This window comes from Pseudomonas fluorescens (genome assembly GCF_001648775.1).
Lineage (GTDB): Bacteria > Pseudomonadota > Gammaproteobacteria > Pseudomonadales > Pseudomonadaceae > Aquipseudomonas > Aquipseudomonas fluorescens_M.
Map to the genome: position 1 here is coordinate 217,153 of NZ_LVEJ01000023.1, position 25,973 is coordinate 243,125.

Here is a 25,973-nt window from a genome sequence, read left to right on the forward strand (position 1 = left end):
ATCTTGGGCCTTTGGCAAAAGTTCCAATTATTTATAGCCGTCGCCACCCGACATTGGGCAACCCTGTGCTGAAAAAGCGTGTTTCAACGCCGATACAGTCGTCTTTTCGCAAACCCTGCGAAAAAATCTTCCGACGAAGCACCCGGTTTTTTCCGTCACAGTAGTTTCACAATGCCATATGGGCTCGGCTATTGTGCCGCCCCACCCCTCTATATACTAGTGGGCTGTGTGGCTGTCTTGACTCGCCGATCCAGCTGTCTTGCGCCACCCCCGACCCGGGTCGCTTTGAGCGGAATCCTGTAATGAGCCAACAATTCCAACATGATGTTCTGGTCATAGGCAGCGGTGCTGCCGGTTTGAGTCTCGCGCTGACCCTTCCAGGTCATTTGCGCATTGCCGTATTGAGCAAAGGCGATCTCGCCAACGGTTCGACATTCTGGGCCCAGGGTGGCGTCGCCGCCGTGCTGGACGATACCGATACTGTCGAATCCCACGTCGATGACACCCTGAATGCCGGCGGTGGCCTGTGCCATGAAGACGCCGTGCGCTTCACCGTCGAGCACAGCCGCGAAGCCATTCAGTGGCTGATCGACCAAGGCGTGCCGTTCACCCGCGACGAACAATCGGGGACTGAAGACGGCGGTTTCGAATTTCACCTGACCCGCGAAGGCGGCCACAGCCATCGGCGCATCATCCACGCTGCAGACGCCACCGGCGCGGCGATTTTCAAAACCTTGCTGGCCCAGGCCAAAGAACGCTCCAACATCGAACTGCTGGAACAACGCGTTGCCGTCGATCTGATTACCGAACGACGTCTGGGCCTGGACGGCGATCGCTGCCTCGGCGCCTACGTGCTCAACCGTGCCACTGGCGAAGTCGACACCTACGGCGCACGCTTCGTGATCCTCGCCTCGGGCGGCGCCGCCAAGGTCTACCTCTATACCAGCAACCCCGATGGCGCCTGCGGTGATGGCATCGCCATGGCCTGGCGCTCCGGTTGCCGGGTGGCGAACCTGGAATTCAACCAGTTCCACCCGACCTGCCTGTATCACCCGCAGGCCAAGAGTTTCCTGATCACCGAAGCCCTGCGCGGCGAAGGCGCGCATTTGAAGTTGCCCAATGGCGAGCGCTTCATGTATCGCTTCGACAAACGCGCCGAACTGGCCCCGCGCGATATCGTCGCCCGGGCCATCGACCATGAAATGAAGCGCTTGGGCGTCGACTGCGTCTATCTCGACATCAGCCACAAACCCGAATCTTTCATCAAGTCTCACTTCCCGACAGTTTATGAGCGCTGCCTCGGCTTCGGCATCGATATCACCAAGCAACCGATTCCGGTCGTACCAGCGGCGCATTACACCTGCGGCGGCGTGATGGTCGACCAGAATGGCCGCACCGATGTCACCGGGCTGTACGCCATCGGCGAAACCAGTTTCACCGGCCTGCACGGCGCCAACCGCATGGCCAGTAACTCGTTGCTCGAATGCTTCGTCTATGCGCGCTCGGCGGCGGCGGACATTCTCGCGCAACTGGATGATGTCGCTGCGCCAAACGCCCTGCCCGCGTGGGACGCCAGCCAGGTGACCGATTCGGACGAAGACGTGATCATCGCGCACAACTGGGATGAGCTGCGGCGGTTCATGTGGGACTACGTCGGCATTGTGCGTACCAACAAACGTCTGCAACGGGCGCAGCACCGCGTGCGTCTGCTGCTGGATGAGATCGACGAGTTCTACAGCAACTATAAAGTCAGCCGCGACCTGATCGAGTTGCGTAACCTGGCGCAAGTGGCCGAGTTGATGATCTGCTCAGCCATGGAACGCAAGGAAAGTCGCGGCCTGCATTACACCCTCGACTATCCGGACATGCTGCCCGAAGCGCTCGACACTATTCTGGTGCCGCCCACCTACGTCGGCTGAACTTGAGCCGTACTCGCAGGCGTCGGTGCAAGTCCGCCGCCTGCGAGTCCCGTGGCACGCAGATCGATCTGAGCCGCCACTCCCCGCGCAACCTGAACCTCAGCACCACGATCAGCGGTAACGCGAGGCTGTCCGGGCGCAGCTGCACCGCTTGCCAGCCATTGGCTTGATTCCACAACTGCCAGCCATCGGCATCGCGGCGCAGTCCACAAAAAGCCTGGGGATGATTCAGCAAAATCTGCCTTGGCAACACCCAAAACCCATGCAGCAGGCAAGCGAAAGCCCCGAGCAGACTGGCCCAGAGTGGAATCGAAAGCAGAACCAAAGAGCCCAGTGCGAACGCCTGGGCCAACAGATACGCCGCCAGCAACTGCCGTGAGGCATGCCAGCGGCATTCGAACGTGTTACTTGGGCTGGACACGGTCCAGGATCATGCGAACCATGCGCTGCAGCTCTGGATCTTCAGACTCGCTGCGCTCCATGAACCAACCGAACATGTCCTGATCCTCGCACATCAGCAAACGGACATACAGATCGCGATCCACCTGATTCAGAGTCGCGTAGACCTCTTTCACGAATGGCACCAGCAATACGTCAAGCTCGAGCATGCCGCGACGGCTGTGCCAAAACAGGCGGTTCAGTTCAACTTGTTCGACCATGGAGCCCTCCTCAAATTTGCCGGCAAGTATACAGCCCCGAGGCGGGTCGCACAGTCGGCTTTGGTCGGGCACCATCGATCCTTTATCAACTACCCATTTCAACAACGCGCCCTTATGATGTGCCCCAGTCTATTTACCCTGCGATGACCCATGGCCGATTCTGCTTTTTTCTGCACCCTGTCTCATGAAGGCGTTCTCGCGGTTCGCGGCGCGGATGCCGGAAAATTCCTGCAAGGCCAGTTGACCTGCAACCTCAATTACCTGAGCGACAGCCGCGCCAGCCTCGGCGCGCGTTGCACGCAGAAAGGCCGGATGCAGTCGAGTTTCCGCATTCTGCTCGAAGGTGACGGCGTGGTTCTGGCGATGGCCAGCGAGCTGCTGGAACCTCAATTGGCGGATCTGAAAAAATACGCCGTGTTTTCCAAATCCAAACTGACTGATGAAAGCGCCGCCTGGGTGCGTTTTGGACTGGTGCAGGGCGATGCGGCCTTGAGTTGCCTCGGCCTTGACTTGCCGGTAGATACCGACAGCGTCGTACGCCACGAGGGCCTGATCGCCATTCGCGTCTCGCCGGATCGCGCCGAACTCTGGGTGCCAGCTGATCAGGCAGAGGCCATCAAGACCAGACTGGCTGTAACGCTGCCTGAAGGCGAGCTGAATCAATGGCTGCTGGGCCAGATCCGCTCCGGTATCGGCCAGGTCATGCCGAGCACCCGCGAGCTGTTCATCCCGCAGATGCTCAACCTGCAAGCCGTTGGCGGCGTGAGTTTCAAGAAAGGCTGCTACACCGGCCAGGAAATCGTCGCGCGCATGCAATACCTGGGCAAACTCAAGCGTCGTCTGTATCGCTTGAGCCTGGACGCCGCTGATTTGCCGGAGCCTGGCACGCAACTGTTCGCGCCAAGCCACAACAGCGCCATCGGCGAAGTGGTGCTGGCCGCCAAGGCCGGGCAAAACATTGAACTCCTGGCGGTGCTGCAGGCCGAAGCAGCCGAAGCCGGTGATTTGCATGTGGGCACCCTCGAGGGTCCCGCACTGCATCTGCTCGACCTGCCTTACGAACTGGATCGCGACCGCGAAATCCAGCGCTGATCGCAGCATTTGTTGCAACACCCTAGAGAGTTTAAATGAGCGAACTGGCGGAAAAAGTCCAACAGGATTTGGTTGAGGCCATCGATAACGATGACCTGGTTCTGCCCACGTTGCCGGAGGTGGCCCTGCAAATTCGCAAGGCCGCTGAAGACCCGGAAATCAGCGTCAGCGACCTGAGCAAAGTGATCGGCCGGGACACGGCGCTGTCGGCGCGCCTGATCAAAGTGGTCAACAGCCCCCTGCTGCGCGCCGCGCAGGAAGTCACCGACCTGCACACCGCCATCACCCGACTGGGCATCAACTACAGCAGCAACCTGGCGATCGGTCTGGTAATGGAGCAGATCTTCCACGCCCGCTCCGAGGTGGTCGAACAGAAAATGCGCGAAGTCTGGCGCAAGAGTCTGGAAATCGCCGGGGTCAGTTATGCGCTGTGCCGCCGCTACACCCAACTCAAACCTGATCAAGCGGCCCTCGGCGGGCTGGTGCATCAGATCGGCGTGCTGCCAATTCTGACCTACGCCGAGGACCACTACGAACTGCTCTCGGACCCGGTCAGCCTTAACCACGTGATCGATCACATTCATCCGTTGCTGGGCGACAAGTTGCTGCGCGTCTGGGAGTTTCCGGAGCGGTTGGTGGAGTTGCCGGGGCGCTATCAGGACTTCAAGCGCGACTCGACGGCCATCGATTATGTCGATTTGGTGCAAGTGGCCAGTCTGTATTGCCACAAGGACACTGATCATCCGTTTGCGCGGATCGATCCGCTGAGTGTGCCGGCGTTCAGGAAGCTTGGGATCGATCAGGAAAACAAAGCGCTGTGCGAAGATCTGGAAGAATCGCGGACGATGTTTTACTGATTCGAGACCGAGGCGCGCCCTTCGCGAGCAAGCTCGCTCCCACAATGAAATGCATTCCCCTGTGGGAGCACAGCTGATTCACACATTGAAATGCATTCCCCCTGTGGGAGCGAGCCTGCTCGCGAAGAGGCCTGCAAGAACACCGCAAAATCACCCGGCAATAAAACTGACCCGCACCTTCAACCCCGCCTGCTCGCCATCATGCAGACTGATCTGCGCCAGATGCGCCCGGCAGATCTCGCCGACAATCGCCAGGCCCAAGCCAGAACCTGCGACCTGCTGATTGCGCCGGTAAAACCGCTCGAACACCCGATCACGCTCTTCCAGCGGAATCCCCGGCCCGTCATCTTCGACTTCCAGCACCGCCGGCGCCGTCACCCGCAAAATCACATTACCGCCCGGTGGCGTGTGGGCCAACGCGTTGTCCACCAGATTGCTCAGCAATTCGTTGAGCAACGTCGGCTCACCGCGCAGCCACACCGGCTCATCCGCCTCCAGCGCCAGCGCAACCCCGCGCTTGTGCGCCAGCGGCGCCATGGCCATGCCCAATTCACGGGCCAACTGACTCAAATCGAGCAACTGTGCGCCCCCCTCGGCAATCGCCCGCGCACCGTTTTCGACGCGTGCCAGCGACAGCAACTGATTGGCCAGATGGGTCAGGCGATCGGTGCTCTGCGCCGAGGATTCCAGCGTTGAACGCCAGATCTCGGCATCGTTCGAGCGCAGGCCCAGTTCAAGCCGCGCCTTGAGTGCCGCCAACGGCGTGCGCAATTCATGCGCGGCATCGGCAATGAACTGCGCTTGCCGCTCAAACTGGCCACGCAAGCGCTCGGTGAAGTGGTTAAGCCCACGCACCAGCGGCCACAGTTCATGCTGCACTTCCACCAATGGCAGCGGGCGCAAGTCGTCGGGCTGACGCTCTTCCACCGCTGTACGCAAGCGCTCCAATGGGCGCAATGCCGCACTGACCGCAAACCACACCAGCAACAACGCGCCGATCGCCAACATGCCCAAACGCAGCAACGTGTCGGCCGCCAGACTACGGGCCATGCTGACGCGTGCCTCGTCGGTTTCCGCCACGCGGATTTCCGCCATACCGTTCATGTTCGGTTCGGTCACCGCTTTGAGCAGACTGACGACGCGCACGTTCTGGCCGTTGTAGGTCGCATTGTAGAAGCGCGCCAACGCCGGATAACTGTCAGTACGCGGCGTACCGGGTGGCGGGCCGGGAAGATTTTCGTAACCGGAAATCAGCTTCTGATGGATATCGTTGACCTGGTAGTAAATTCGCCCGGCACTGTCGTAGGCGAAGGTGTCCAGCGCCACGTAAGGCACGTCGGCGCTGAGGCTGCCATCGCGTTGCGACAGGCCCGCCGCGATGGTCCGGGCCGAGGCCAGCAACGTGCGATCGTACGCCGTGTCCGCCGCTTCGCGACCATTCCAGTACGCGCTCAAACCACTGGCGAGCATCAACACCACCAGCAGCAATGCGAGGTTCCACAGCAAGCGCCAGCGCAGGCTGCTGGGCTTATGCATCGCGGCTTTCCAGCAGGTAACCGAGGCCACGGAATGTCACGATGGCCACCGGTTGGCCGTCGAGTTTCTTGCGTAAACGGTGCACATAGATCTCGATGGCATCGGGGCTGGCCTCTTCATCCAGACCAAACACCTGCGCGGCTAATTGCTCCTTGCTCATCACCCGCCCCGGTCGGGCGATCAGCGCTTCCAGCACCGCTTGCTCGCGCGAAGTCAGCGTCAGCAATTCTTCGCCAAGGGTGAAGCGCCGGGTGTCAAGGTCATAGGCCAGCACGCCACAACGCTGCTGGCGTTCGCCGCCAAGCACGCTGCGCCGCAGCAAGGCTTTGACCCGCGCTTCCAGCTCAGTCAGTTCGAACGGTTTGGCGAGGTAATCGTCAGCACCCAGATTGAGGCCGTGGACGCGATCCTTCACGTCGCTGCGCGCAGTCAGCATCAACACCGGCAGGTTTTTTCCGCGTGCGCGCAAACGCGCGAGCACTTCGAAACCGTCCATGCGCGGCAGGCCGACATCGAGGATCGCCACCGCATATTCCTCGCTGCTCAAGGCCAGATCGGCGGCCACGCCATCGTGCAACACATCCACGGTAAGACCGGTGCTCTTGAGCGCCTGAGCGACACTTTCGGCCAGTTGCAGATGGTCTTCGACGAGCAGAACACGCATGGATTTTTACCTCGTTCAGGGATGGCCGGCGCCACGCTTTGCCGCGGAGTTTACAGCCGCAACCGCCGCTGTGAAGCCCGAAAACCGTGAAAGTCAGCTGAAAGGTTAGTGAAAGGTTAGCCGGTTAGAGTCGGCCCACGGACAGTCCCGACTGCCGTCGCTGCTGCCACACAGCGCTACGAAAAACGCCACGAAGCGTTTTCGACCAATAAGAACAATAAACGGAGTACACCCGCATGCCGTCCATGCAGCCTCAGGCATTCACGCCTGTTCGCCCTTCCCGTTTCAGCCACACCGCCCTCGCCAGTGCCGCCGCCCTTGCCGGTTTTTCGCCGCTGAGTTTTGCCGACTTCATCGAAGACAGCAGCGCCACCTTCGAAACCCGCAACATGTATTTCAACCGCGACTTTCGCGATGGCACCAGCGCGCAGCAATCCAAGCGTGACGAGTGGGCTCAGGGTTTCATGCTCAATCTGCAATCGGGTTACACCGACGGCACCGTGGGGTTCGGTGTCGATGCGTTGGGCATGCTTGGGGTAAAACTGGATTCGAGCCCGGACCGCACCGGCACCGGCCTGCTGCCGACCCACGACGATGGGCGCGCGGCGGACGAGTACTCGAAAGTCGGCCTGACCGGCAAAGTAAAAATCTCCGCCACCGAACTTAAAATCGGCAGCCTGATTCCTGAATTGCCGATCCTCAAGCCGAACGACGGGCGCATCCTGCCGCAGACGTTTGAAGGTGGTTTGCTGACCTCCAAGGAAATCAAGAACCTGACCTTCACCGGTGGCCGACTGGAGAAAGCCAAGGATCGCGACAGCACTGATTTCGAGGACATCGCCCTCAACAACAAGAACAGCCGTTTCGCTGGCACCGCTGCCGGCAAGCACTTCGATTTTGGCGGCGTGGATTACAAGTTCACCGACAAGATCACCGGCAGTTACCACTTTGCCCAACTCGACGAAGTCTACAACCAGCACTTCTTCGGCCTGGTGGCCTCACGTCCGATGGGCCCGGGCACGTTTGCCACTGACCTGCGTTTTGCCGTCAGCGATGATCAGGGTGCGGCCCGTGGCGGCGAGATCGACAACCGCTCGCTCAACGGTCTGGTCAGCTACGCGCTGAGCGGGCACAAGTTCAGCGCCGGTTATCAACACATGTCCGGCGACAGCGCCTTCCCGTATGTCGATGGCAGCGACCCTTACCTGGTCAACTTCGTGCAGATCAACGACTTCGCCGGTGCTGAAGAGCGCTCCTGGCAGGCTCGCTACGACTTTGACTTCGCCAAGCTCGGCATTCCAGGCCTGAGCTTCATGAGCCGCTACTTGAGCGGTGACAACATCAAGCTCAAGAACGGCGAAGAAGGCAAAGAGTGGGAGCGCAACACCGAGATCAAATATGTAGTACAAAGCGGCGCCTTGAAGGACGTCGCCGTGCGTTTGCGCAATGCCACTTACCGCTCCAATTACTCGGCTCGCGATGCAGACGAAGTGCGTTTGCTGGTGAGCTACAGCGTTGCACTTTGGTAAATGCCCGTAAGTGAAAAACACGTCGAATAACAACAATGCCCGTGGAGAATCGAATGAACCTGTCACTGCGTAAAGTTGCACTGGCCGCCAGTTGCATCCTGTTTGCCGGCCAACTGATGGCCGAACCGAAACGTCCGGAATGTATCGCCCCGGCCTCCCCCGGCGGTGGTTTCGACCTGACCTGCAAACTGGTGCAGAGCGCGCTGGTCAACCAGAAACTGCTGAGCAAACCGATGCGCGTGACTTACATGCCCGGCGGCGTCGGCGCAGTGGCGTACAACGCCGTGGTCGCACAACGTCCGGCGGATGCCGGCACGCTGGTGGCTTGGTCCAGCGGTTCGCTGTTGAACCTGGCCCAGGGCAAGTTCGGGCGTTTCGATGAGACCAACGTGCGCTGGCTGGCAGCGGTTGGCACCAGCTACGGCGCCATCGCGGTGAAAAGCGATTCGCCCTACAAGACCCTCGACGATCTCGTGCAGGCGCTGAAAAAAGATCCAAGCTCGGTGGTGATCGGTTCCGGCGGCACCGTCGGCAGCCAGGACTGGATGCAAACTGCACTGATCGCCAAGGCGGCCGGGATCAACCCGCGCGACCTGCGTTACGTCGCCCTCGAAGGTGGCGGCGAAATCGCCACCGCCCTGCTCGGCGGTCACATCCAGGTCGGCAGTACCGACATCTCCGACTCCATGCCGCACATCCAGAGCGGTGACATGCGCCTGCTCGCGGTGTTCGCCGACAAGCGCCTCGACGAGCCGGAAATGAAAGATATCCCGACCGCTCGCGAGCAAGGCTACGACATCGTCTGGCCAGTGGTGCGCGGCTTCTACCTGGGGCCAAAAGTCAGCGACGAAGACTACGCCTGGTGGAAAGACTCGTTCGACAAACTGCTGGCCTCCGACGAATTCGCCAAGCTGCGCGACCAGCGTGAACTGTTCCCGTTCGCCATGACCGGCCCGGAACTGGATACCTACGTGAAGAAGCAAGTCGCGGACTACAAAGTGCTGGCCAAAGAGTTCGGCCTGATCCAGTGATCGCCTCTGTCTAGCGGCTGCGTTCCCGGTTGCGGGAGCGCGGCCCAGGAGCTCCCATGCTTATTCAACGCATTTTCGCCTCAGTGCTGTTGCTGGTTTGCGCCGGTCTGGCACTGATGGCGTGGCCGTACCAAGCGGCTTTTTCCTACGAACCGGTCGGCCCACGCGCCTTTCCTTTGCTGATGCTCGGCCTGATGGGCGCGGCGCTGCTGTACATGGTGTTCCGCCCGGCGCCGATCAAACACAGTGAAGACGAGCCGCCACTGGATCGTGAAACCCTGACCAAGATCGCCATTTGCGTCGCACTGCTGCTGGTGTTCGCCGGTCTGTTCGAACCGCTGGGTTTCATCCTCAGCAGCATCCTCATCGGCATTCCGATGGCGCGCCTGTATGGCGGTCGCTGGTTGCCGAGCGTGGTGGTGACCACGCTGATGGCCATCGGTCTGTACCTGCTGTTCGACCGTGTGATGGACGTTCCGCTGCCCCTTGGCCTGCTCGACGTGCTGGAGAACTGATATGGATACCCTCGGTTATTTGGGTCAAGGCTTCGGCGTCGCGCTGAGCCCGTACAACCTGGTCACCGCTCTGTGCGGCACGCTGATCGGCACCGTCGTTGGCCTGCTGCCTGGACTCGGGCCGATCAACGGCGTGGCCTTGCTGATTCCGATCGCTTTCGCCCTTGGTCTGCCACCGGAGTCGGCGTTGATCCTGCTCGCGGCGGTGTATCTGGGCTGCGAATACGGCGGGCGGATCAGCTCGATCCTGCTGAACATTCCGGGCGAAGCATCGACCGTGATGACCACGCTCGACGGTTACCCGATGGCCCGCAAAGGTCTGGCCGGTGTGGCGCTGTCGTTGTCGGCGTGGAGTTCGTTCATCGGTGCATTCATCGCCACTTGCGGCATGGTGCTGTTCGCGCCGCTGCTGGCGAAATGGGCGATTGCCTTCGGCCCGGCGGAATACTTCGTGCTGATGGTGTTTGCGATTGTCTGTCTCGGCGGCATGGCCGGCGATCGACCGTTGAAGACGTTTATCGCGGCGTTGATCGGCCTGTTCCTGTCGAGCGTCGGCATTGACGCCAACAGTGGCGTGTACCGCTTTACCGGCGACAACATTCACCTGACTGACGGCATCCAGTTCGTCGTGCTGGTGCTGGGCCTGTTCTCGGTCAGCGAGATTCTGTTGTTGCTGGAGAAAACCCATCGCGGCCAGGAAGCGGTGAAAGCCACCGGGCGGATGATGTTCAATTTCAAGGAAGCGTCCTCGGTGTTCGTGGTGAACATTCGTTGCGGCCTCCTCGGTTTCATCATGGGCGTGTTGCCGGGTGCCGGCGCGACGCTGGCCAGTGCCGTGGCCTACATGACCGAAAAACGCATCGCCGGTGCCAGCGGCAAATTCGGAGAGGGTGATGCCCGTGGCCTCGCCGCGCCGGAAACCGCTATTGGCGCTTCGGCCTGTGGCGCACTGGTGCCGATGCTGACGCTGGGCGTGCCAGGCTCGGGCACTACGGCAGTGATGATCGGCGCGCTGTCGCTGTACAACATCACCCCGGGCCCGCTGCTGTTCCAGCAACAACCGGACATCGTCTGGGGCCTGATCGCGTCGTTGTTCATCGCCAACATCATGCTGGTGATCCTCAACATCCCGATGATCCGCATCTTCACCCGCATCCTTGCCGTGCCGAACTGGGCACTGGTGCCGGTGATCGCGATCATCACCGGGATCGGCGTTTACGCAGTGCACGCCACCACGTTCGACCTGTTCCTGATGGTCGGCATCGGCATCTTCGGCTACATCCTGCGCAAGCTCGACTTCCCGTTGTCGCCGGTACTGCTGGGCTTCATCCTCGGTGGCTTGATGGAGCAGAACCTGCGTCGCGCGCTGTCGATTTCCAACGGTGCGCTGGAAATCCTCTGGTCGAGCCCGATCACTTTCGGTGTCTGGGTGCTGACCGCGATCATGCTGCTGATGCCACTGTTGCGCATCTGGCGCAAACGTTCGGTCGCGCGTCGCGCCATCGCCGATGTTTGATCGCGCCTCACTGAAATCCTGGTGGGGAACCCCGCTGGTCGGTCTGCTTGGCGGTTACCTCGCCAGCCAGATCGGCTGGCCACTGCCGTGGATGGTCGGCTCGTTGCTGGCGATCATCCTCGTGCGCTGCCTGACACCTTGGCAATTGACCGAAATCCCTGGCGGCCGCAAGTGCGGCCAGTGGATCGTTGGTATCGGCATCGGCCTGCACTTCACCCCGGTGGTGATGGAGCAGGTGCTCAGTCATTTCGGTTTGATCTTCTTCGGCGCGCTGGTCACCAGTGTCTCGGCGGTGGTCGGCGTGTGGTTGATGCGCCGTACCGGTGAGGATCGCGCCACGGCGTTTTTCTCAAGCATGCCCGGTGGTTCCGGCGAGATGGTCAACCTCGGCGCACGTAACGGCGCGATGCTCAGCCACGTCGCAGCGGGGCAGAGTTTGCGCGTACTGGTGGTGGTGTTGTGCGTGCCGGCGGCGTTCAAGTATTTGCTCGGCGACGGCAACCCGATTTCCCACGCTGGCAGCGTCGATTGGCGCTGGCTGGCGATTCTGTTTCCGGCGGGCGGTTTGCTCGCGTGGCTCTGGCAGCGTTTGCGCCAACCCAATCCGTGGTTGTTCGGGCCGTTGCTGGTGAGTGCGGCGGTGAGCATTGGCTGGGATTTGCACATTGGTTTGCCCAATGGCGGCAGTCAGATTGGCCAGTGGCTGATTGGCAGTGGTTTGGGTTGTCACTTCAACCGGCAGTTCTTCCGCCGCGCGCCTTCATTCATGGGGCGGACGTTGATTGGCACGGCGTTGACCATGTTGATCGCGACGCTAGCAGCGTTGGGGTTGAGTGCGCTGACCCATCTGGATCTGCGTTCGCTGACCTTGGGCATGATGCCCGGCGGGATTGCCGAGATGAGTCTGACGGCGGAGACCCTGCAACTGTCGGTGCCGCTGGTGACGGCGATGCAGGTGATGCGGTTGCTGTTGGTGCTGTTTCTCGCGGAGCCGTTGTTCAAGTACTGGAATCGTAATCCGGAGTAAGACCGCGTCGCCCTTTTCGCGAGCAGGCTCGCTCCCACAGGGTTTTGAGGTGTGCACACAATCTGTGGCAACCACAAGAACCTGTGGGAGCGAGCCTGCTCGCGAAGGGGCCCGCTCAGCCAACCGATCAAATCGGCGGCAGACGCCACTCGATCGGCGTCTCGCCATTCTGCTCAAGAAACTTGTTGGTCCGGCCAAAGTGTCCGCAACCCAAGAACCCGCGATACGCCGATAGAGGCGACGGATGCACCGACGTCAGCACCAGGTGCTTGGTCGCATCGATCAGCTTCTGCTTGCTCTGCGCATGCGCGCCCCAGAGCATGAACACCAGATGCGGCTGGCGCTCGCTGACCAGTTCAATGATCCGATCAGTGAAAAACTGCCAGCCCTTGTCCTTGTGCGCATTGGCGTTGGCGCGCTCGACGGTCATGGTGGTGTTGATCATCAACACGCCCTGATCGGCCCAGCTCTGCAGGTAACCGTGATTGGGAATGTCGATGTTCAGGTCGCGCTTCAACTCTTTATAGATGTTGACCAGCGACGGCGGTGCCGGCACGCCCGGTTGCACCGAGAAGCACAGACCGTGGGCCTGGCCCGGGCCGTGGTATGGGTCCTGGCCGAGGATCACCACTTTCACTTTATCCAGCGGCGTCGAATTCAAGGCATTGAAAATCATCGGTCCCGGCGGATAGATTTCCTTGCCGGCCGCCCGCTCCTGCTGCAGAAACTGGCGCAACTCTGCCATGTAAGGCTGGTCGAACTCAGCACGCAGTGCCTCCTTCCAGCTCGGTTCGAGTTTGATACGGTCGTCAGCAGTCATGGTCATACCCGGCAAAAACAATGGGGCGAACCCTAGGAAAGCCGACCACGCTTGTCAATTGATCTGACGCATATCCGACACTTTCCCCCACAACGATCATACTGATCGTTCAAATTCCCGATCGAGGTCACGATGAATCTGCACTTCGAAGAACTCACCGGCACCGACGGCGCCCGCATCGGTATCGCCAGCCTGGATGCTGAAAAGTCGCTGAATGCGCTGTCCTTGCCGATGATCAACGCCCTCAGCGACAAGTTGAACGCCTGGGCCAAGGATCCACAAATCGTCTGTGTGCTGCTGCGCGGTAACGGCGCCAAGGCCTTCTGCGCCGGCGGCGAGGTGCGCAGCCTGGTCGAGGCCTGTCGCGCCCACCCCGGCGAGGTACCACCGCTGGCCGCACAGTTTTTCAGCGCGGAATATCGCCTGGATTACAGCCTGCACACCTATCCAAAACCGCTGATCTGCTGGGGCCATGGTTACGTGCTCGGCGGTGGCATGGGCCTGCTGCAAGGCGCGAGTACGCGGATCGTCACGCCGAGCAGCCGCTTGGCGATGCCGGAAATCACCATCGGTCTGTATCCCGACGTCGGCGCCAGTTGGTTTCTCGCGCGGCTGCCGGGCAAGCTCGGTTTGTTCCTCGGCCTGACCGGCGCGCACATGAACGGTCGTGATGCGATCGATCTGGATCTGGCCGACCGTTTCCTGCTCGACGAACAGCAACCGCAACTGATCGAAGGCCTGCTGCAGCTCAATTGGCAAGAACAGACCGACATGCAACTCAACAGCCTGCTCAAGGCTTTGCAGCAAGAAGCCGTGGCGCAGATGCCCGAAGCGCAATGGTTGCCACGCCGTCAGCAGATCGACGAGCTGCTCGATGTCAGCGACGTGACTTGCGCGTGGAAAGCCATCGGCCTGCAACGCGACAGCAACGATCCGTTGATTGCGCGAGCGGCGAAAACCATGAGCGAAGGCTCGCCGTTGACCGCGCACCTGGTCTGGGAACAGATCATCCGCGCCCGGCATATGTCGCTGGCCGAAGTCTTCCAGATGGAATACACCTTGAGCCTCAATTGCTGCCGGCATCCGGAGTTCAGCGAAGGGGTTCGCGCGCGCTTGATTGATAAGGATCAGAAGCCGCACTGGCATTGGCCGGACGTCAGCAGCGTGCCGGATGCGGTGGTCGAGGCGCACTTTCACAAGGTTTGGGAGGGGCGGCATCCGTTGGCGGATTTGACGCAGTATTGAAGTACTGATTGCCCGCGATGGTCACCTCTTGGTCCCATCGCGGTTCCTTCAATCTGAAGTTATTGCGGTCACATGTTCAGTTCGTAGAACTGAATTATTTCGGCCAATGCGAGTTGCGACTCTTCATTTTCCTTTACAAGAATATCCTCCACATCACGCAGTGGTGGAAGAGGATGCAGTCGTTCGGCAATTTGCATTGCGGTGTAGTCTTGAAATGTCTTTCCTTCACCGCTAACCCTTATGAACCCAATCGCGCTTTCGCCTCCAGAAAAATGATTAGCCACTCGAATCTTCGGGCCCATGCCATAACTGACCACTATGACAAGATCATCCTGATCGCGATGAAACCTTAATTGTTCAATAGGTAGATCCACACCAGAAAAATCGATTCCATCGATCCCACCCCCGGTGTTGTCAATCAAGTCTCTTCCAAGACCATCGTATTTATAGAGATCGTTGCCAGCACCACCAGACAATGTGTCATTACCGGGACCGCCGAGCAGTACATCATCGTCGACACTCCCCATCAGCACATCATGTCCCTGCATACCTCTTATTTCACCTGCGCCGCTTAGAGTGTCATTACCGTGACTTCCCACCAGTGGGAGCGCTTGGCCATCTCTCATAGATTTGGCACTGGCCGCATTATCGACCAACAGACCATTGTGATAAGTATCCGGGGCAGGACCTAGCTGACAGGAGCCAAACAGCTCTTTGAGAGTAACGCTTGATCCATCTGCAAATTTTATAACCTCGATACCGGAACCCTTAATATCTCCGGCATTGGGTAGAACAATGCGAACTTTCTGCGACCCACCCCATTTAATATCGAGTGTCGAATAGAGCATTTTCGCCCGTGGCGGATGGCGATAGGCATCACGACGCGGATCAGGTGCCAACTCAACATTCACTGTTTCAATGAGTGTTGCGCCCCAACTGAGCTGCAAATTCTCTTGCGTCGCGTCCTCTGGAAGCACGACAGTATCTTGATCGACCAATCCATACTCGTCCTTCCATCCGGCCACACCTACTTCAGGTCGGAGAAAAACCGGATTCAGCACATCCGCGATAATGGTCGTTGCGCCAGCATGCGCCTGCACGATGTAAGTATCGGCACCGTTTTCACCGTACAGGTAGTCATCCCCCGCGCCGCTCACTAAATAATCAGCGCCTTCAGAACCGAGCAGGGTATCGTTGCCTGCCCCGGCGGACAGAAAGGCACCCGGTATCCTGTCATTAACAGAGCCATAATTAAGTAGAAAACCGAAATAGGCGACGATCAGGTCATCGCCCACACCACCCTGGAAAAGATTGCCAACCTCGACATTAACTCGCCCACCGGCATCGTCGCCGTGGACAACTTTATGCTTGATCGTTTCAGTGGTGACATCCCGCCGAAATTCCTTGCGGACAGTTTCGCCCGCCGCGAAACTTTCAGCGGGATAGATGTACCACCCTTCAATAGCGCCAGAATCATTTCTATCCGCGACAATTGCGTCGCCGATTTTGAATGAAAAACCGCCGGCAGTGCCAGATCGAAAATAACGTGGCTCCAGCGATGATGGCGACGTAACGCCCTCTTTCTTTACCTCTCGAAAACTGGATTGGGATGTAGAGTTTGTCTGTCTTTCGCTAAATACGGCTTCGCCAGTGGCAGAACCCATCCATTGAGGTGTTTCAGACAACGTACCCGTTTCGGTGCTTTCATTGATCACATCAGTCTGAGTGATATAACCCGTATCGCTGGTGGTTATATGGTTACGAACCCAAATACCTTGGTTTTTCAAAGTAAAGCCTGTTACATGCCTGCTATTGGAGCGCTTTGCTTTAAGCTCCGTCAGAAATCTGTCTGCCCATCCAACGTTATGATCAATGGCATCGCTTCGTTCTTCGTCAGAAACAGCGCTGCCCGACTGATCCGGAACAGCAACCGGATCTTCGCCTGCAATGACGTACTTATCTTCTTCTTTGGCCAGCACTCCATCCCCTGCTGGTGGTTCGATGATCTCTACAGCTGGCAGCGTTTTTTTCATGATCTCTTGATAGCCGAGAATGACACCATCGCTAAACGTGAACGTTGAATTCTTCCACTCTTCATAATTCCTGATAAGAATGGCGTCACCCTCGCCATTGAACAGCCGCAATACCCGGCCTACGGAAACATCAATGATGTCGGCCTTCAGACTTTCCGCAGAAAACCCAGCACCGAACTTGATGATATTGCTGCCGCCCGAATCGGTGATTACATCAAGACCATCACCAGTCCCGAAATAGTAAACATCAGCACCGTCATGGCCCTCCAGCACGTCGTTACCGGCACCACCATAAAAAACGTTATTGCCTGAATCGCCACGAAGGTGGTCTACGCCCTCCCCGCCCAATAACGTGTCATCCCCACCACCGCCCAGCAAGGTATCGTTACCGGAACCACCGTCCAGATAATCTGCGCCGTGTTCGGCCTCGGCTGTCTGCTCGTAGTCGCCGGATAAAATGTCATCATCAGCGCCGCCGTAAAGCGTGTCGGCGCCCAAGCCGCCCAAAAGGGTATCGTTTCCTTCATCGCCTTGAAGGTAATCATTGTTGATTCCACCTGATTGCAGGTTGGACACATCACCATCCATTGCGTCAGCTCCTGCCCCACCGATCAGGGTATCGGAGCCACCCATTCCATGAAGTGTGTCATCGCCCGCTCCGCCATCAAGTAAATCATTACCGTGATAACGAACCGGATGCTCAGCATAATCCCCGGCCAGCACGTCGTTACCTTCACCCCCGAACAGCAGATCATCCGCCCCGCCCCCCAAAAGTTTGTCGTCTCCCGCACCACCGTCCAGTAGGTCATTTCCAAAAAAGTGGGCGGCGTCACCGGCAACGCCGTTCAGTACAACGTCATCCCCGTGGAGAGTGTCATTGCCAGAGCCACCATAAATCGCATCGGCTCCACCGTTACCAGCGAGCCAATCATCGCCACTGCCACCGTCCAATACATCGTTGCCATGGTGTTTGCTTTGCAGGCCACCTCCCCAGTCGAGGTTATCGCCCATCATTGTGTCGTTACCGCTTCCTCCGGCCAGCGTGTCATTCCCGCCATCCCCTCCAAGAAGATCATCTTCAGTTCCGCCATCAAGCAGATCGTCGCCCCATCCGCCATTGAGAACATCGCGACCGCCCTGGCCGTAGAGAACGTCGTTATCGCCCTGCGTCGAACTATTAAAGGAGGCCTTTGAAAAGACAGTTCGGTGACTGGTGACACCACCGTCTATAAGAACGTCGACGCGTTTGAATCCCCATTTCTGCTCCAACGCGCCGGTCGTTTCATCCCCTGATAAAACGTCATCTCCCGCACCTCCAATCAGCGTATCCCGATCGTTACCGCCCAGAAGCACGTCCTGGGATGCCGTACCGATGAGCAAATCGTGGCCTGCCCCTCCATCAAGCCAATCGCCTCGAGCTGCTTTGCCTTTAGAGTCGCCAGCGGCCATGGCTTTTTCGAGCGTCGTCTGTTTATCCCCAAATAACTGATCGTTTCCGCCCTTGCCGAACAATCGGTCTGATCCGCCAAGTCCGAGAATCACGTCGTCTTTTGCAGATCCGTAGAGCACATCGGCCTTGTTTCTCTGTTTTACGTTGGCCAATAGCAAGGCGTTGCCCAACTCATCGTATGAGAACTGATCACCGGCAACACTGGGGTCGATATCTTTCGCTTTCCAGTCGCCTTGAAGAACCAGATCGGGAGCAGAGATCGTATCGCCGAGGTATTCAGGAAGTTGGATGCCTAGCATCCCGGGGCGGAAGTTCTTGATAACGACGAGATCGTTCAGGCCATATTTGATGTTGAGCGTAGGTTCGTTGCTTTCTTCGATGAGGGTCAGGGTGATGGCCTGATCTTCGGTAGACCAGCTATCGCTTAAAGGGGCTCGGCGTTTGAGTGAAGGAATCGGCGAGCCGTTGATCCATAGCTGCCCATTGGCGTTGGTGTCGAAGATCTCATCGATGCCATCACCGCTGGAAAACTCATAGCGGTCGCTGCCCTCGCCACCGATCAAAGAGTCGTTGCCCTTGCCGCCGACCAAAACATCATCACCGGCCATTCCGTACAGCGCATCATTGCCGTCGCCTCCGGCAAGCAAGTCATTGCCGCGTCCACCCTCGATGACATCCTGACCTGCCAGTCCGTTGATCGTGTCATTGCCCGCGCCGCCATACAGATGATCAGTGTTCGTACCGCCCTCGAAAGACCGCGCGCCGTCATCGCCGAACATGACCAGCGGATTCAACACACCGGTGGTCATCGGCGCCTGTTTGGCTGAGGCGAGATCGGAGTAGGAAAACTTCTGCAGCGAGTGTTCTCCAAACGAGCCCTGGGTTCGAGCAATCAACCGGGCCAACATCTGCGCACGATCGGCGAGCCATTGCGCGGTGATGAAACCTTCGCCGGTCAGCGGATCGTAGAGTTCCAGTTCGCGTCCGGGATAACCGTCAGCTCGCTCTATGACGATTTCACTGAGTTGCTTCAGCGAATTGCGCAACGACTGGCCGATGGGTGTCGACTCGCCAGCCAGTTTTGCCCATGAATTCGCGTTTCCATATTCGCCTATTGATTGAGTGACGATGCTTTGGGACTGCTCTGGTGAAAATGCCGAGAAGAATGTATAAGCGTTGGTGGCGAAGGTTTCATCGGTGGTAGGTGGTGCTGCTGAATCGCCGTCGTAGGTGCGCTTGAACATGTCCAGAAATTCGTTCTGGCCATAGCGCAATATCAGGTCGACCACGACGGAAACCGGCGTGCCTTTCACTACATGCTGAATCAGCGGATTGAGGCTGCCACTGGCGAGCGCGATATTGATTTGCTCTGGCACGACGGAAAGCAGACTTTGCAATGGATTGACGCCGAAATTGCTGATCGCCGCTCGCAGGCCGACACTGTATGAATCGATGGCGAACAGAATATTTTTATAGTCATCGAGCCTGTTGGCTTTTGCTTGAATCGGCGGGCCGCCATCTTCCCCTTGCGAATCACCCGCAGAGATCAATCTCCAGGTTTCATAGGGCGGCGCTCCACCCAACAGGCTGAATCCGACTGTCCCGGACCAGCCGGTGTTATGGCTCACCGCTGTATCCCTCTCTCCGCAAGCCTCACTAAACAGTGCCTTGCCGATCGCGCTGGCATCAATCTCTGCAATCTGGCTGATGGATGGAACCGTCCAGGGTGCCAGTCGACCCGCGAGGGATCCGTCGATCAAGGTATTGATAAAATTGGCGGCGACCTGATTGGATGACAGTTGCATCAGGTCTTCACTGAAGATTTTATTCAGTCTCAATTCGCCTTGGCGCGAGGTGTAGCCGCGAATCAGGGCGGAGTAGGCACCGTTTCCCCCGTTGGCATCAATGGCCACGGCAAGCCAGAGCCTGGCGCTTTCAAGAATTTTTCCAGCCTCCTCATTGACAGCGAAAACTTCAGAAATTCTTCCACCGATAATATCGAATAGCTTTTGATACAGGGGAGCGCAGTTAGCCCCTGTTAATTTCAGCGCAAGATATTCGATATCTTCAGAATCGAACATCAGCCCCTTGCAAATATTTGCTGCATTTAAAATTTCTGATTTTTCCAGATCATTAAAAACATAACTCATCGTTACTTCCTTGTAATAACAGAGCGTGAAAGATAGCTACTGAGAAACTTAAGCATTTCAGGTGATTCGCGTAATGACGATAGACCGAGACTTACCCGACCGTGCCCTCCGGAAAAGTCAAAGCTGTGTAACTCCACGGTGCAAAAAAAATTCAAACTTCCAAAATCCAGGTTTTCCAATTCGGTCCTGCTGAGCTTTGCCAATTTCTCGTCAGTCAGTTCTTCCTCAGCAGCCGGGCGAATCAAGCCGTTACAGCTTATCAATCGAGGGGTGCCATCACGCCGCGGCCAGTCAGCAATGACAAACTTTCGAACGGAAGCCTCATTCTTGAAATGCGGCGGAGGTGCATTAAGCCAAAGCTCCAGTCCCGGATAATTTTTTAGCTTTACAATCAACTCATCCGGCCAGTTGGTGTGGCGATAGCCCCGTTCATGGGGCTCGGTAGTCTCTTTTTTTGTATAAAGCCCGGCGTTCACTTTATAAAGACGCCAACTTTCAGGAGTCGGCTTTACACTCTGATCGTGGTACGACCGTATATCCGTCCCGGTCCACCAGAAATGCCCCTTGAGCGTATTGGCCAGGCACGCTTTCTTATTCGCCAATTCAGGCATGCCAACGTAAAACTCCGGGACCATAGTCTTATCCACATAGCTGCCGCCCAGTATGGGCACCTGCTTCATGCTCGCCAGCTTCTTTTGACAGGCCTCCTGATCCGCGTAATAGATTGCCATCGCCTCGGAGATTTTTTCTTCACGGATATAAAAATCCACCACGCAATAACAAACACAAACAAACAGGCCATACTTCAACAACTTCTTAAACCATTTAGCCAATTGCTTACGCGACATCCGGAGCATTTAAAATCTCCCTGTCAAACTGAGGAACAGGCTGTTTTTTGAGATACCCGGACATCGCGCTTTCAAACACCTCAAAGTATTGTTTCGTGCCGTACTCCACATCAAATCTGCTAGCTGTCAACTTCGCAGCACTGCGAAGGCAGTCGTACTCATCAACAGATTCAAGAACCTTGGCAATACGTTTGGCGATACCGTGATGATCGAAGAAATCCACCAGCATTCCATTGTGACCATCCACGATCACCTCCCTTACCGGAGCTGTATCTGACGCTATTACCAGACACCCAGCCGCCATCGCCTCCAGTAACGACCACGACAAAACAAACGGATAAGTCAAATAAACATGAACCTTTGAACATTCCAAAACTGCCCGGTAAGTCTGATAAGGAAGCCTCCCTGTAAAATGAACGGTGGAATGATCGAAACTTACCTCTGCATCCATTTTGCTGCGCCAGTTTGAATAGCCAACCGGCTTACATCCGTAACTGACGTCATCACCGCCCACTATGATTATCTGCGCATCGGGACACTCAGCCTGAATATGCGGGATCGCTCGCATAAAACTATGAAACCCGCGATAAGGCTCAAGATTCCTCGCGACATAAGTAACGATCGGCTGCCCAGCTCTCAGCTCGACTCCATTGGGCAACCTGACTGCCCCAGCTTTCGCCAGGTTAGAACTTTGAATGACGCCCTCGTGAATAACCCGAATGGCCGGCTGATAGGCTGCAGGAAACAGACTGCGCTGCCACCGCGTGGGTGCAATGGCAATGTCACATTGCTCGAGATTCAAAAGATGCAGCGAATTGAGCACTCGCAGCCTTGATGACTCCCTTGTGGCTCGCGGGAATTCAGGGTCGAACCCAGAGTCCGCACCCTGCGCTCGATAGTAATATTCGCAATAGTGAATAAGCGGCGTGTCGGGATAGACATCCTTGAAGAAGAGCGTTTCCCCCCATCCGGGATGAGCGAGAATCACATCTGGCCGATAACCCGCCTGTTTCAGCCTGCTCAGAATTTCAAAAACTTTCTGTCCATCAGTCACCGCTTGTTCGTAACGGATCAGATAGGGGTGAATATCCCCCGATGCTCTGCTGGCAGCGCGGTATCGATATATTTTCACCTCCGCGATACCCGGCGCCGTATCCCGACCTATCGCCAAAACCTCATAACGCCTGTCAATCGCCGCCAGCACCACGTGACGGAACTGGCCCGGAAAGTTTTGGTGAATAACAAGAAGCTTCATAGCGGCATCGTCCTTTTATTCGCCGCTATTGAACTGAGTTTTCCTCACCTCGATCGGCAGGAACAAACGCTAACAAATGCAAGGAAATGAAACTGTAGGAAGCGTCTGGGAATACCCTAGGAGATGGCGAATGAGGCGACTTTTCGACGGGCAAAAAAAAGCGGCGCTCAAAGCGCCGCTTTTCATTCGCGGGTGATTACCAGCGGTTGCCACGTCCGTTGTGGTCGCCTCGCCCGCTGTGCCGGTCGTAGTTGCCGCGACCGCGGTGATCGTTGTCCCAACCGCCGCGACGGTGGCCGTCCCAATTGCCGCGATCATTGCCGTGCCAGCGACGGCTTTCGTAATAACGCGGGGCCGGTTGATAGTAACGTGGCGCAGGTTGGTAATAGCGCGGTTGCTGGTAGTACCGCGGGGCTGGCTGGTAGTAGCGCGGTTGCGCGTAATACGTGCTGCCACCGTTGTAATACGTGCCACCCGTGTTGTAGTAGGCCGGTGCAGATGATGTGTAGACCTCTGAGCTGTAATACGAGTCCGCGTAGGAGTACGGGACGCAACCGGCAACGGAAAACATCAACGCAGCAAGCAGAAGAATTCGTCTATACATGGCGGCCTCCTGGACCGCGGGTTGGCCACACCAGCGACGCTGGCAGGCGACAGTCATTTAATCGGTGACTGTCGAAAAATCAGACAGCGTTTTTGGCATCTGGTGCGTTCCTGCAACAAGTTGAAACAAGTGATTGATGAAACCTTGTTCATCCGCAAAAACGCAGTCATTCAGGCGCTGATTAATGGTGGCCACCGTGATATCCGCCGCCGTGATAACCCCGCCCGTATCCGCCGCGATAGCCGTAGCCACCGTAGTAATAACGCGAGCCACCGTAGTAGCGCGGGCCGTAATAACCACCGTAGTAATAGGGTGAATAATAACCAGGGTAGTAATAGGTGGCGGGGTAAGCATCGTAGGGACCGGCGTAGTAGTAACAACCGGACAAACCGAAAACCAGCACTGCACCGAGCAACATCTTCTGAACACGCATGGCGGCCTCCTGAAAGACCCACGGCCGCAACGGAACAGAGCAGCCGACACACGTTTGACTGGCGCGAATCAATCAAGTGCCCAGTGCCGCCCGGCTTCAGATCAGCGGTGTCCGCACCATCGCAAGCCCCTGTGGGAGCGAGCTTGCTCGCGAAGGCGGTGGATCAGCCAAATCAATGTTGAATGACATACCGCACTCGCGAGCAGGCTCACTCCTACAAGGTTGGCTTTGCGTCAGGAACGACCATTCGCGCCGCACATGAAGCAGTTATTTCCACGCTGTGCCACTAGAATGCATGCCATCGGGCCACTGCCAACGGAACTGCCATGCCGCTTCGTTCTCCCCTGTACTCGCAACGCTCACTGGTACTGACGCTGATTGCCCTGCTCGGCGCCGGTTTCCTCGCCACGTCGTTGCTGAGCTACTACGCCTCCCGCGCGTCGATCCGCGACAACATCGTCAACACCGAACTGCCGCTGACGTCCGACACGGTGTACTCGGAAATCCAGAAAGACCTCGTCAGACCAATCCTGATTTCCTCGATGATGTCCCGCGACACCTTCATGCGCGACTGGGTGGTCAACGGCGAGCAGAATGCCGAGCAGATGACCCGCTACCTCGATGAAGTCATGACCCATTACGGCGCCTACACCGCGTTCTTCGTCTCCAACGCCAGCCACACCTACTACCACGCCAAAGGCGTGCTCAAGCAGGTCAAGGTCGATGAGCCGCGCGACGCCTGGTACTTCCGCGTGCGCGACATGAAGGATCCGTACGAGATCAACGTCGACCCGGATCTGGCCAACAAGGACAACCTGACCTTCTTCATCAACTACAAGGTTTACGACTACCACAACCGCTTCATCGGCGCGGCGGGCGTCGGTCTGACTGTGGATGCCGTCATCAAGCTGATCGACAAATACCAACAGCGCTATCAACGCAGCGTGTACTTCGTCGACACCTTCGGCCGACTGGTGTTGACCGGCGCCGACGGCGGCCCGGAGGGCGCGCGCATCGGTCAGAGCCTGAGTGAACTGGAGAGCATGAAAAGTCTGGTCAGTCAGTTACCGAAACCGCACAGCGGTAGCTATGAATATTCCGCCCACGGCCAAGGGCATTTTCTCAACGTACGGTTTATCCCCGAGCTGAACTGGTATCTGTTTGTTGATAAACGTGAGGATGGCGCGCTGAGTGAAATCCGCCAGTCGCTGTATCTGAACCTGCTGATCTGCCTGCTGGTGACGCTGATTGTGTTGGCGCTGCTCAACCGCGTGATCAAACGCTATCAAACTAAAATCCACGCCCAGGCCATCCTCGACAGCCTCACCGAACTGCCCAACCGCCGTGGCTTCGACCTGCTTGCCGCGCAGGCCCTGCACGAAGCGCAACGCGAAACCAAACCGCTCACGGCGTTGCTGCTCGACCTCGATCATTTCAAGGTGTTGAACGACACTTACGGGCACATGGCCGGTGATCAGGTGTTGATCGGCTTTGCCCGCGATCTGCAAAGTTGCCTGCGTCACGCCGACATTGTCTGCCGCTGGGGCGGTGAGGAATTTATTGTTCTGCTGAAGGACACTGACGGCGACACCGGTCAGAAAATTGCCGAGAAGATCCGCCAACACGTCGAACAACACGAATATGCCTACGACGGCCACCGCCTCAATCTGACGGTGAGCATTGGCGCCACCACCCTGCAACGCGATGACACCTTGCACAGCCTGCTGTCGCGGGCCGATCATGCGATGTACCGGGCCAAACAAACCGGCCGCAACCGCACCTGCGTGGAAATGCCTCACTCGACTTATGCCTGATTCCGACGTTAAACCCGACCATTGCCCGGCCTGCGGCGCCCGCAACGACTGCAGCCTGGCCGATCCACGCACCGCCGATCGCGAATGCTGGTGCTACGGCGTCAGCATTGACCCGGCCGTGCTCGAAGCGCTGCCGCCAGAACTGCGCAACCAATCCTGCCTGTGCCCACGTTGCGCGCAGGTCGAGGCGCAACTGCAAGCGGCCAAACGGCCGATCCCGTAAGATGCGCGCCCCTTCATTCATCGAACACTGAACATGCGCGTCGACCGTTTCCTCAGCAACCTGCCCCGCTACAACCGTCAGCAGGTTCGCCTGTTGCTAGCGGAAAAGCGCGTGCGGATTGACGGAAAAGTCGTCAGCGATCCGCACAGCGAGGTGCTGGAATTCAGCCGCGTCGAAGTTGATGACGAAGTCCTGCAAAGCGGCAAACCGGCGCGCTATTTCATGCTGCACAAACCGCCGGGCTGCGTCAGCGCCACCCGCGATCCGCAACACCCGACCGTGCTCGACCTGATCGATGAACCGGACAAGGATGACCTGCACATCGCCGGGCGCCTGGACTTCAACACCACCGGCCTGATGCTGATCACCAACGACGGCGCGTGGTCACGCCGCCTGACCCAGCCGCAGACCAAACTGCCGAAGGTCTATTACGTCGAGACCGAGCAGGAAATTGGCGTGCAATATGCGAGCACCTTTGCCGAGGGGATTTACTTCGCCTTCGAAGATCTGACCACGCAACCGGCACAGTTGGAGCTGCTCGGGCCACGGTCGGCGCGGCTGAGCATCGTCGAGGGTCGTTACCATCAGGTGAAACGCATGTTTGGGTTCTTCAACAACAAAGTCCTGCGCCTGCACCGCGAATCGATGGGCCCGCTGCTGCTCGATAACGCGCTAAAACCGGGCGAGTACCGCGCTTTGCGCACCGAAGAGATCCATTTGTTCTAAGCCGGCGACCGCTCAGCAGAAGTTGTC

The 25,973-nt window shown here is 57.8% G+C and carries 22 protein-coding genes; 12 read left to right on the top strand and 10 right to left on the bottom strand.

Features of this window, described 5'->3' with window-relative positions:
• Nucleotides 1–302 precede the first annotated feature (302 nt).
• Complete coding sequence (nadB, locus tag A8O26_RS21115; protein ID WP_064119688.1) at nucleotides 303–1,919, top strand: L-aspartate oxidase; 1,617 nt, start codon at nucleotides 303–305, stop codon at nucleotides 1,917–1,919.
• Here nadB and A8O26_RS29515 read toward each other — a convergent pair.
• Both A8O26_RS29515 and A8O26_RS21120 read right to left on the bottom strand, forming a co-directional pair.
• Nucleotides 1,888–2,340: a protein YgfX gene (locus tag A8O26_RS29515; protein ID WP_081265231.1), complete on the bottom strand. Its 453-nt coding sequence runs from the start codon at nucleotides 2,338–2,340 to the stop codon at nucleotides 1,888–1,890. The two genes, nadB and A8O26_RS29515, sit on opposite strands and share 32 nt — an antisense overlap.
• Nucleotides 2,324–2,578 carry a succinate dehydrogenase assembly factor 2 gene (locus A8O26_RS21120; RefSeq protein ID WP_064119689.1) on the bottom strand — a complete coding sequence of 85 codons (255 nt, stop codon included), beginning with the start codon at nucleotides 2,576–2,578 and terminating at the stop codon, nucleotides 2,324–2,326. Before A8O26_RS21120 ends, A8O26_RS29515 begins: the two co-directional genes overlap by 17 nt.
• A gap of 150 nt (nucleotides 2,579–2,728) precedes the next feature.
• On the opposite strand from A8O26_RS21120, the gene ygfZ reads away from it, so the two are divergent.
• Both ygfZ and A8O26_RS21130 read left to right on the top strand, forming a co-directional pair.
• Nucleotides 2,729–3,670, top strand: a complete 942-nt coding sequence (ygfZ, locus tag A8O26_RS21125; RefSeq protein WP_064119690.1) for a CAF17-like 4Fe-4S cluster assembly/insertion protein YgfZ — start codon at nucleotides 2,729–2,731, stop codon at nucleotides 3,668–3,670.
• A gap of 35 nt (nucleotides 3,671–3,705) precedes the next feature.
• Entirely contained in the window at nucleotides 3,706–4,527 is an 822-nt protein-coding gene (locus A8O26_RS21130; RefSeq protein ID WP_064119691.1) for an HDOD domain-containing protein, read from the top strand.
• A 150-nt stretch (nucleotides 4,528–4,677) separates the two neighbouring features.
• On the opposite strand, the gene A8O26_RS21135 is transcribed toward A8O26_RS21130, so the two are convergent.
• Nucleotides 4,678–6,063 (bottom strand): sensor histidine kinase, encoded by a 1,386-nt coding sequence (locus A8O26_RS21135; RefSeq protein WP_064119692.1) that lies wholly within the window; start codon nucleotides 6,061–6,063, stop codon nucleotides 4,678–4,680.
• The gene (locus A8O26_RS21140) at nucleotides 6,056–6,727 is read right to left on the bottom strand and encodes a response regulator (RefSeq protein ID WP_007898613.1); all 672 of its coding nucleotides are present in this window, start codon (nucleotides 6,725–6,727) and stop codon (nucleotides 6,056–6,058) included. Before A8O26_RS21140 ends, A8O26_RS21135 begins: the two co-directional genes overlap by 8 nt.
• 236 nt (nucleotides 6,728–6,963) lie before the next feature.
• On the opposite strand from A8O26_RS21140, the gene A8O26_RS21145 reads away from it, so the two are divergent.
• The 5 genes from A8O26_RS21145 to A8O26_RS21165 are packed head-to-tail and all read left to right on the top strand — an operon-like array spanning nucleotide 6,964 to nucleotide 12,345.
• Complete coding sequence (locus A8O26_RS21145) at nucleotides 6,964–8,256, top strand: OprD family porin (protein WP_064119693.1); 1,293 nt, start codon at nucleotides 6,964–6,966, stop codon at nucleotides 8,254–8,256.
• A 53-nt stretch (nucleotides 8,257–8,309) separates the two neighbouring features.
• Nucleotides 8,310–9,287, top strand: coding sequence for a Bug family tripartite tricarboxylate transporter substrate binding protein (locus A8O26_RS21150; RefSeq protein WP_034153137.1), 978 nt, complete (start codon nucleotides 8,310–8,312; stop codon nucleotides 9,285–9,287).
• A 56-nt stretch (nucleotides 9,288–9,343) separates the two neighbouring features.
• Nucleotides 9,344–9,802 carry a tripartite tricarboxylate transporter TctB family protein gene (locus A8O26_RS21155; protein WP_064119694.1) on the top strand — a complete coding sequence of 153 codons (459 nt, stop codon included), beginning with the start codon at nucleotides 9,344–9,346 and terminating at the stop codon, nucleotides 9,800–9,802.
• A gap of 1 nt (nucleotide 9,803) precedes the next feature.
• Nucleotides 9,804–11,318, top strand: a complete 1,515-nt coding sequence (locus A8O26_RS21160; protein ID WP_064119695.1) for a tripartite tricarboxylate transporter permease — start codon at nucleotides 9,804–9,806, stop codon at nucleotides 11,316–11,318.
• Nucleotides 11,311–12,345, top strand: coding sequence for an AbrB family transcriptional regulator (locus A8O26_RS21165; protein ID WP_064119696.1), 1,035 nt, complete (start codon nucleotides 11,311–11,313; stop codon nucleotides 12,343–12,345). The genes A8O26_RS21160 and A8O26_RS21165 overlap by 8 nt, the downstream gene beginning before the upstream one ends.
• A 127-nt stretch (nucleotides 12,346–12,472) precedes the next feature.
• Here A8O26_RS21165 and ung read toward each other — a convergent pair whose 3' ends face one another.
• Nucleotides 12,473–13,165: a uracil-DNA glycosylase gene (ung, locus tag A8O26_RS21170; RefSeq protein ID WP_064119805.1), complete on the bottom strand. Its 693-nt coding sequence runs from the start codon at nucleotides 13,163–13,165 to the stop codon at nucleotides 12,473–12,475.
• A gap of 132 nt (nucleotides 13,166–13,297) precedes the next feature.
• On the opposite strand from ung, the gene A8O26_RS21175 reads away from it, so the two are divergent.
• Nucleotides 13,298–14,410, top strand: coding sequence for an enoyl-CoA hydratase/isomerase family protein (locus A8O26_RS21175; RefSeq protein ID WP_064119697.1), 1,113 nt, complete (start codon nucleotides 13,298–13,300; stop codon nucleotides 14,408–14,410).
• Between the two features lie 68 nt (nucleotides 14,411–14,478).
• On the opposite strand, the gene A8O26_RS21180 is transcribed toward A8O26_RS21175, so the two are convergent.
• The 5 genes from A8O26_RS21180 to A8O26_RS21200 all read right to left on the bottom strand — a co-directional run bounded on the left by A8O26_RS21180 (nucleotide 14,479) and on the right by A8O26_RS21200 (nucleotide 23,183).
• Nucleotides 14,479–20,043: a calcium-binding protein gene (locus A8O26_RS21180; protein ID WP_064119698.1), complete on the bottom strand. Its 5,565-nt coding sequence runs from the start codon at nucleotides 20,041–20,043 to the stop codon at nucleotides 14,479–14,481.
• 2 nt (nucleotides 20,044–20,045) lie between these two features.
• Nucleotides 20,046–20,900, bottom strand: a complete 855-nt coding sequence (locus A8O26_RS21185; RefSeq protein ID WP_064119699.1) for a hypothetical protein — start codon at nucleotides 20,898–20,900, stop codon at nucleotides 20,046–20,048.
• The gene (locus A8O26_RS21190; protein WP_064119700.1) at nucleotides 20,881–22,146 is read right to left on the bottom strand and encodes a glycosyltransferase family 4 protein; all 1,266 of its coding nucleotides are present in this window, start codon (nucleotides 22,144–22,146) and stop codon (nucleotides 20,881–20,883) included. The genes A8O26_RS21185 and A8O26_RS21190 overlap by 20 nt, the downstream gene beginning before the upstream one ends.
• A gap of 196 nt (nucleotides 22,147–22,342) precedes the next feature.
• A complete protein-coding gene (locus A8O26_RS21195) occupies nucleotides 22,343–22,750 on the bottom strand; it encodes a hypothetical protein (RefSeq protein ID WP_064119701.1) in 408 nt (135 codons plus the stop codon).
• A gap of 181 nt (nucleotides 22,751–22,931) precedes the next feature.
• The gene (locus A8O26_RS21200) at nucleotides 22,932–23,183 is read right to left on the bottom strand and encodes a hypothetical protein (RefSeq protein ID WP_064119702.1); all 252 of its coding nucleotides are present in this window, start codon (nucleotides 23,181–23,183) and stop codon (nucleotides 22,932–22,934) included.
• Nucleotides 23,184–23,509: 326 nt separating this feature from the next.
• On the opposite strand from A8O26_RS21200, the gene A8O26_RS21205 reads away from it, so the two are divergent.
• From A8O26_RS21205 to A8O26_RS21215, 3 genes are read left to right on the top strand one after another with little or no spacing between them, the layout of a single operon-like run.
• Entirely contained in the window at nucleotides 23,510–24,997 is a 1,488-nt protein-coding gene (locus A8O26_RS21205) for a sensor domain-containing diguanylate cyclase (RefSeq protein WP_064119703.1), read from the top strand.
• Nucleotides 24,990–25,220 (top strand): cysteine-rich CWC family protein, encoded by a 231-nt coding sequence (locus tag A8O26_RS21210; protein WP_064119704.1) that lies wholly within the window; start codon nucleotides 24,990–24,992, stop codon nucleotides 25,218–25,220. The genes A8O26_RS21205 and A8O26_RS21210 overlap by 8 nt, the downstream gene beginning before the upstream one ends.
• Before the next feature lie 33 nt (nucleotides 25,221–25,253).
• Nucleotides 25,254–25,946: a pseudouridine synthase gene (locus A8O26_RS21215; RefSeq protein ID WP_064119705.1), complete on the top strand. Its 693-nt coding sequence runs from the start codon at nucleotides 25,254–25,256 to the stop codon at nucleotides 25,944–25,946.
• Nucleotides 25,947–25,973: the final 27 nt, after the last annotated feature.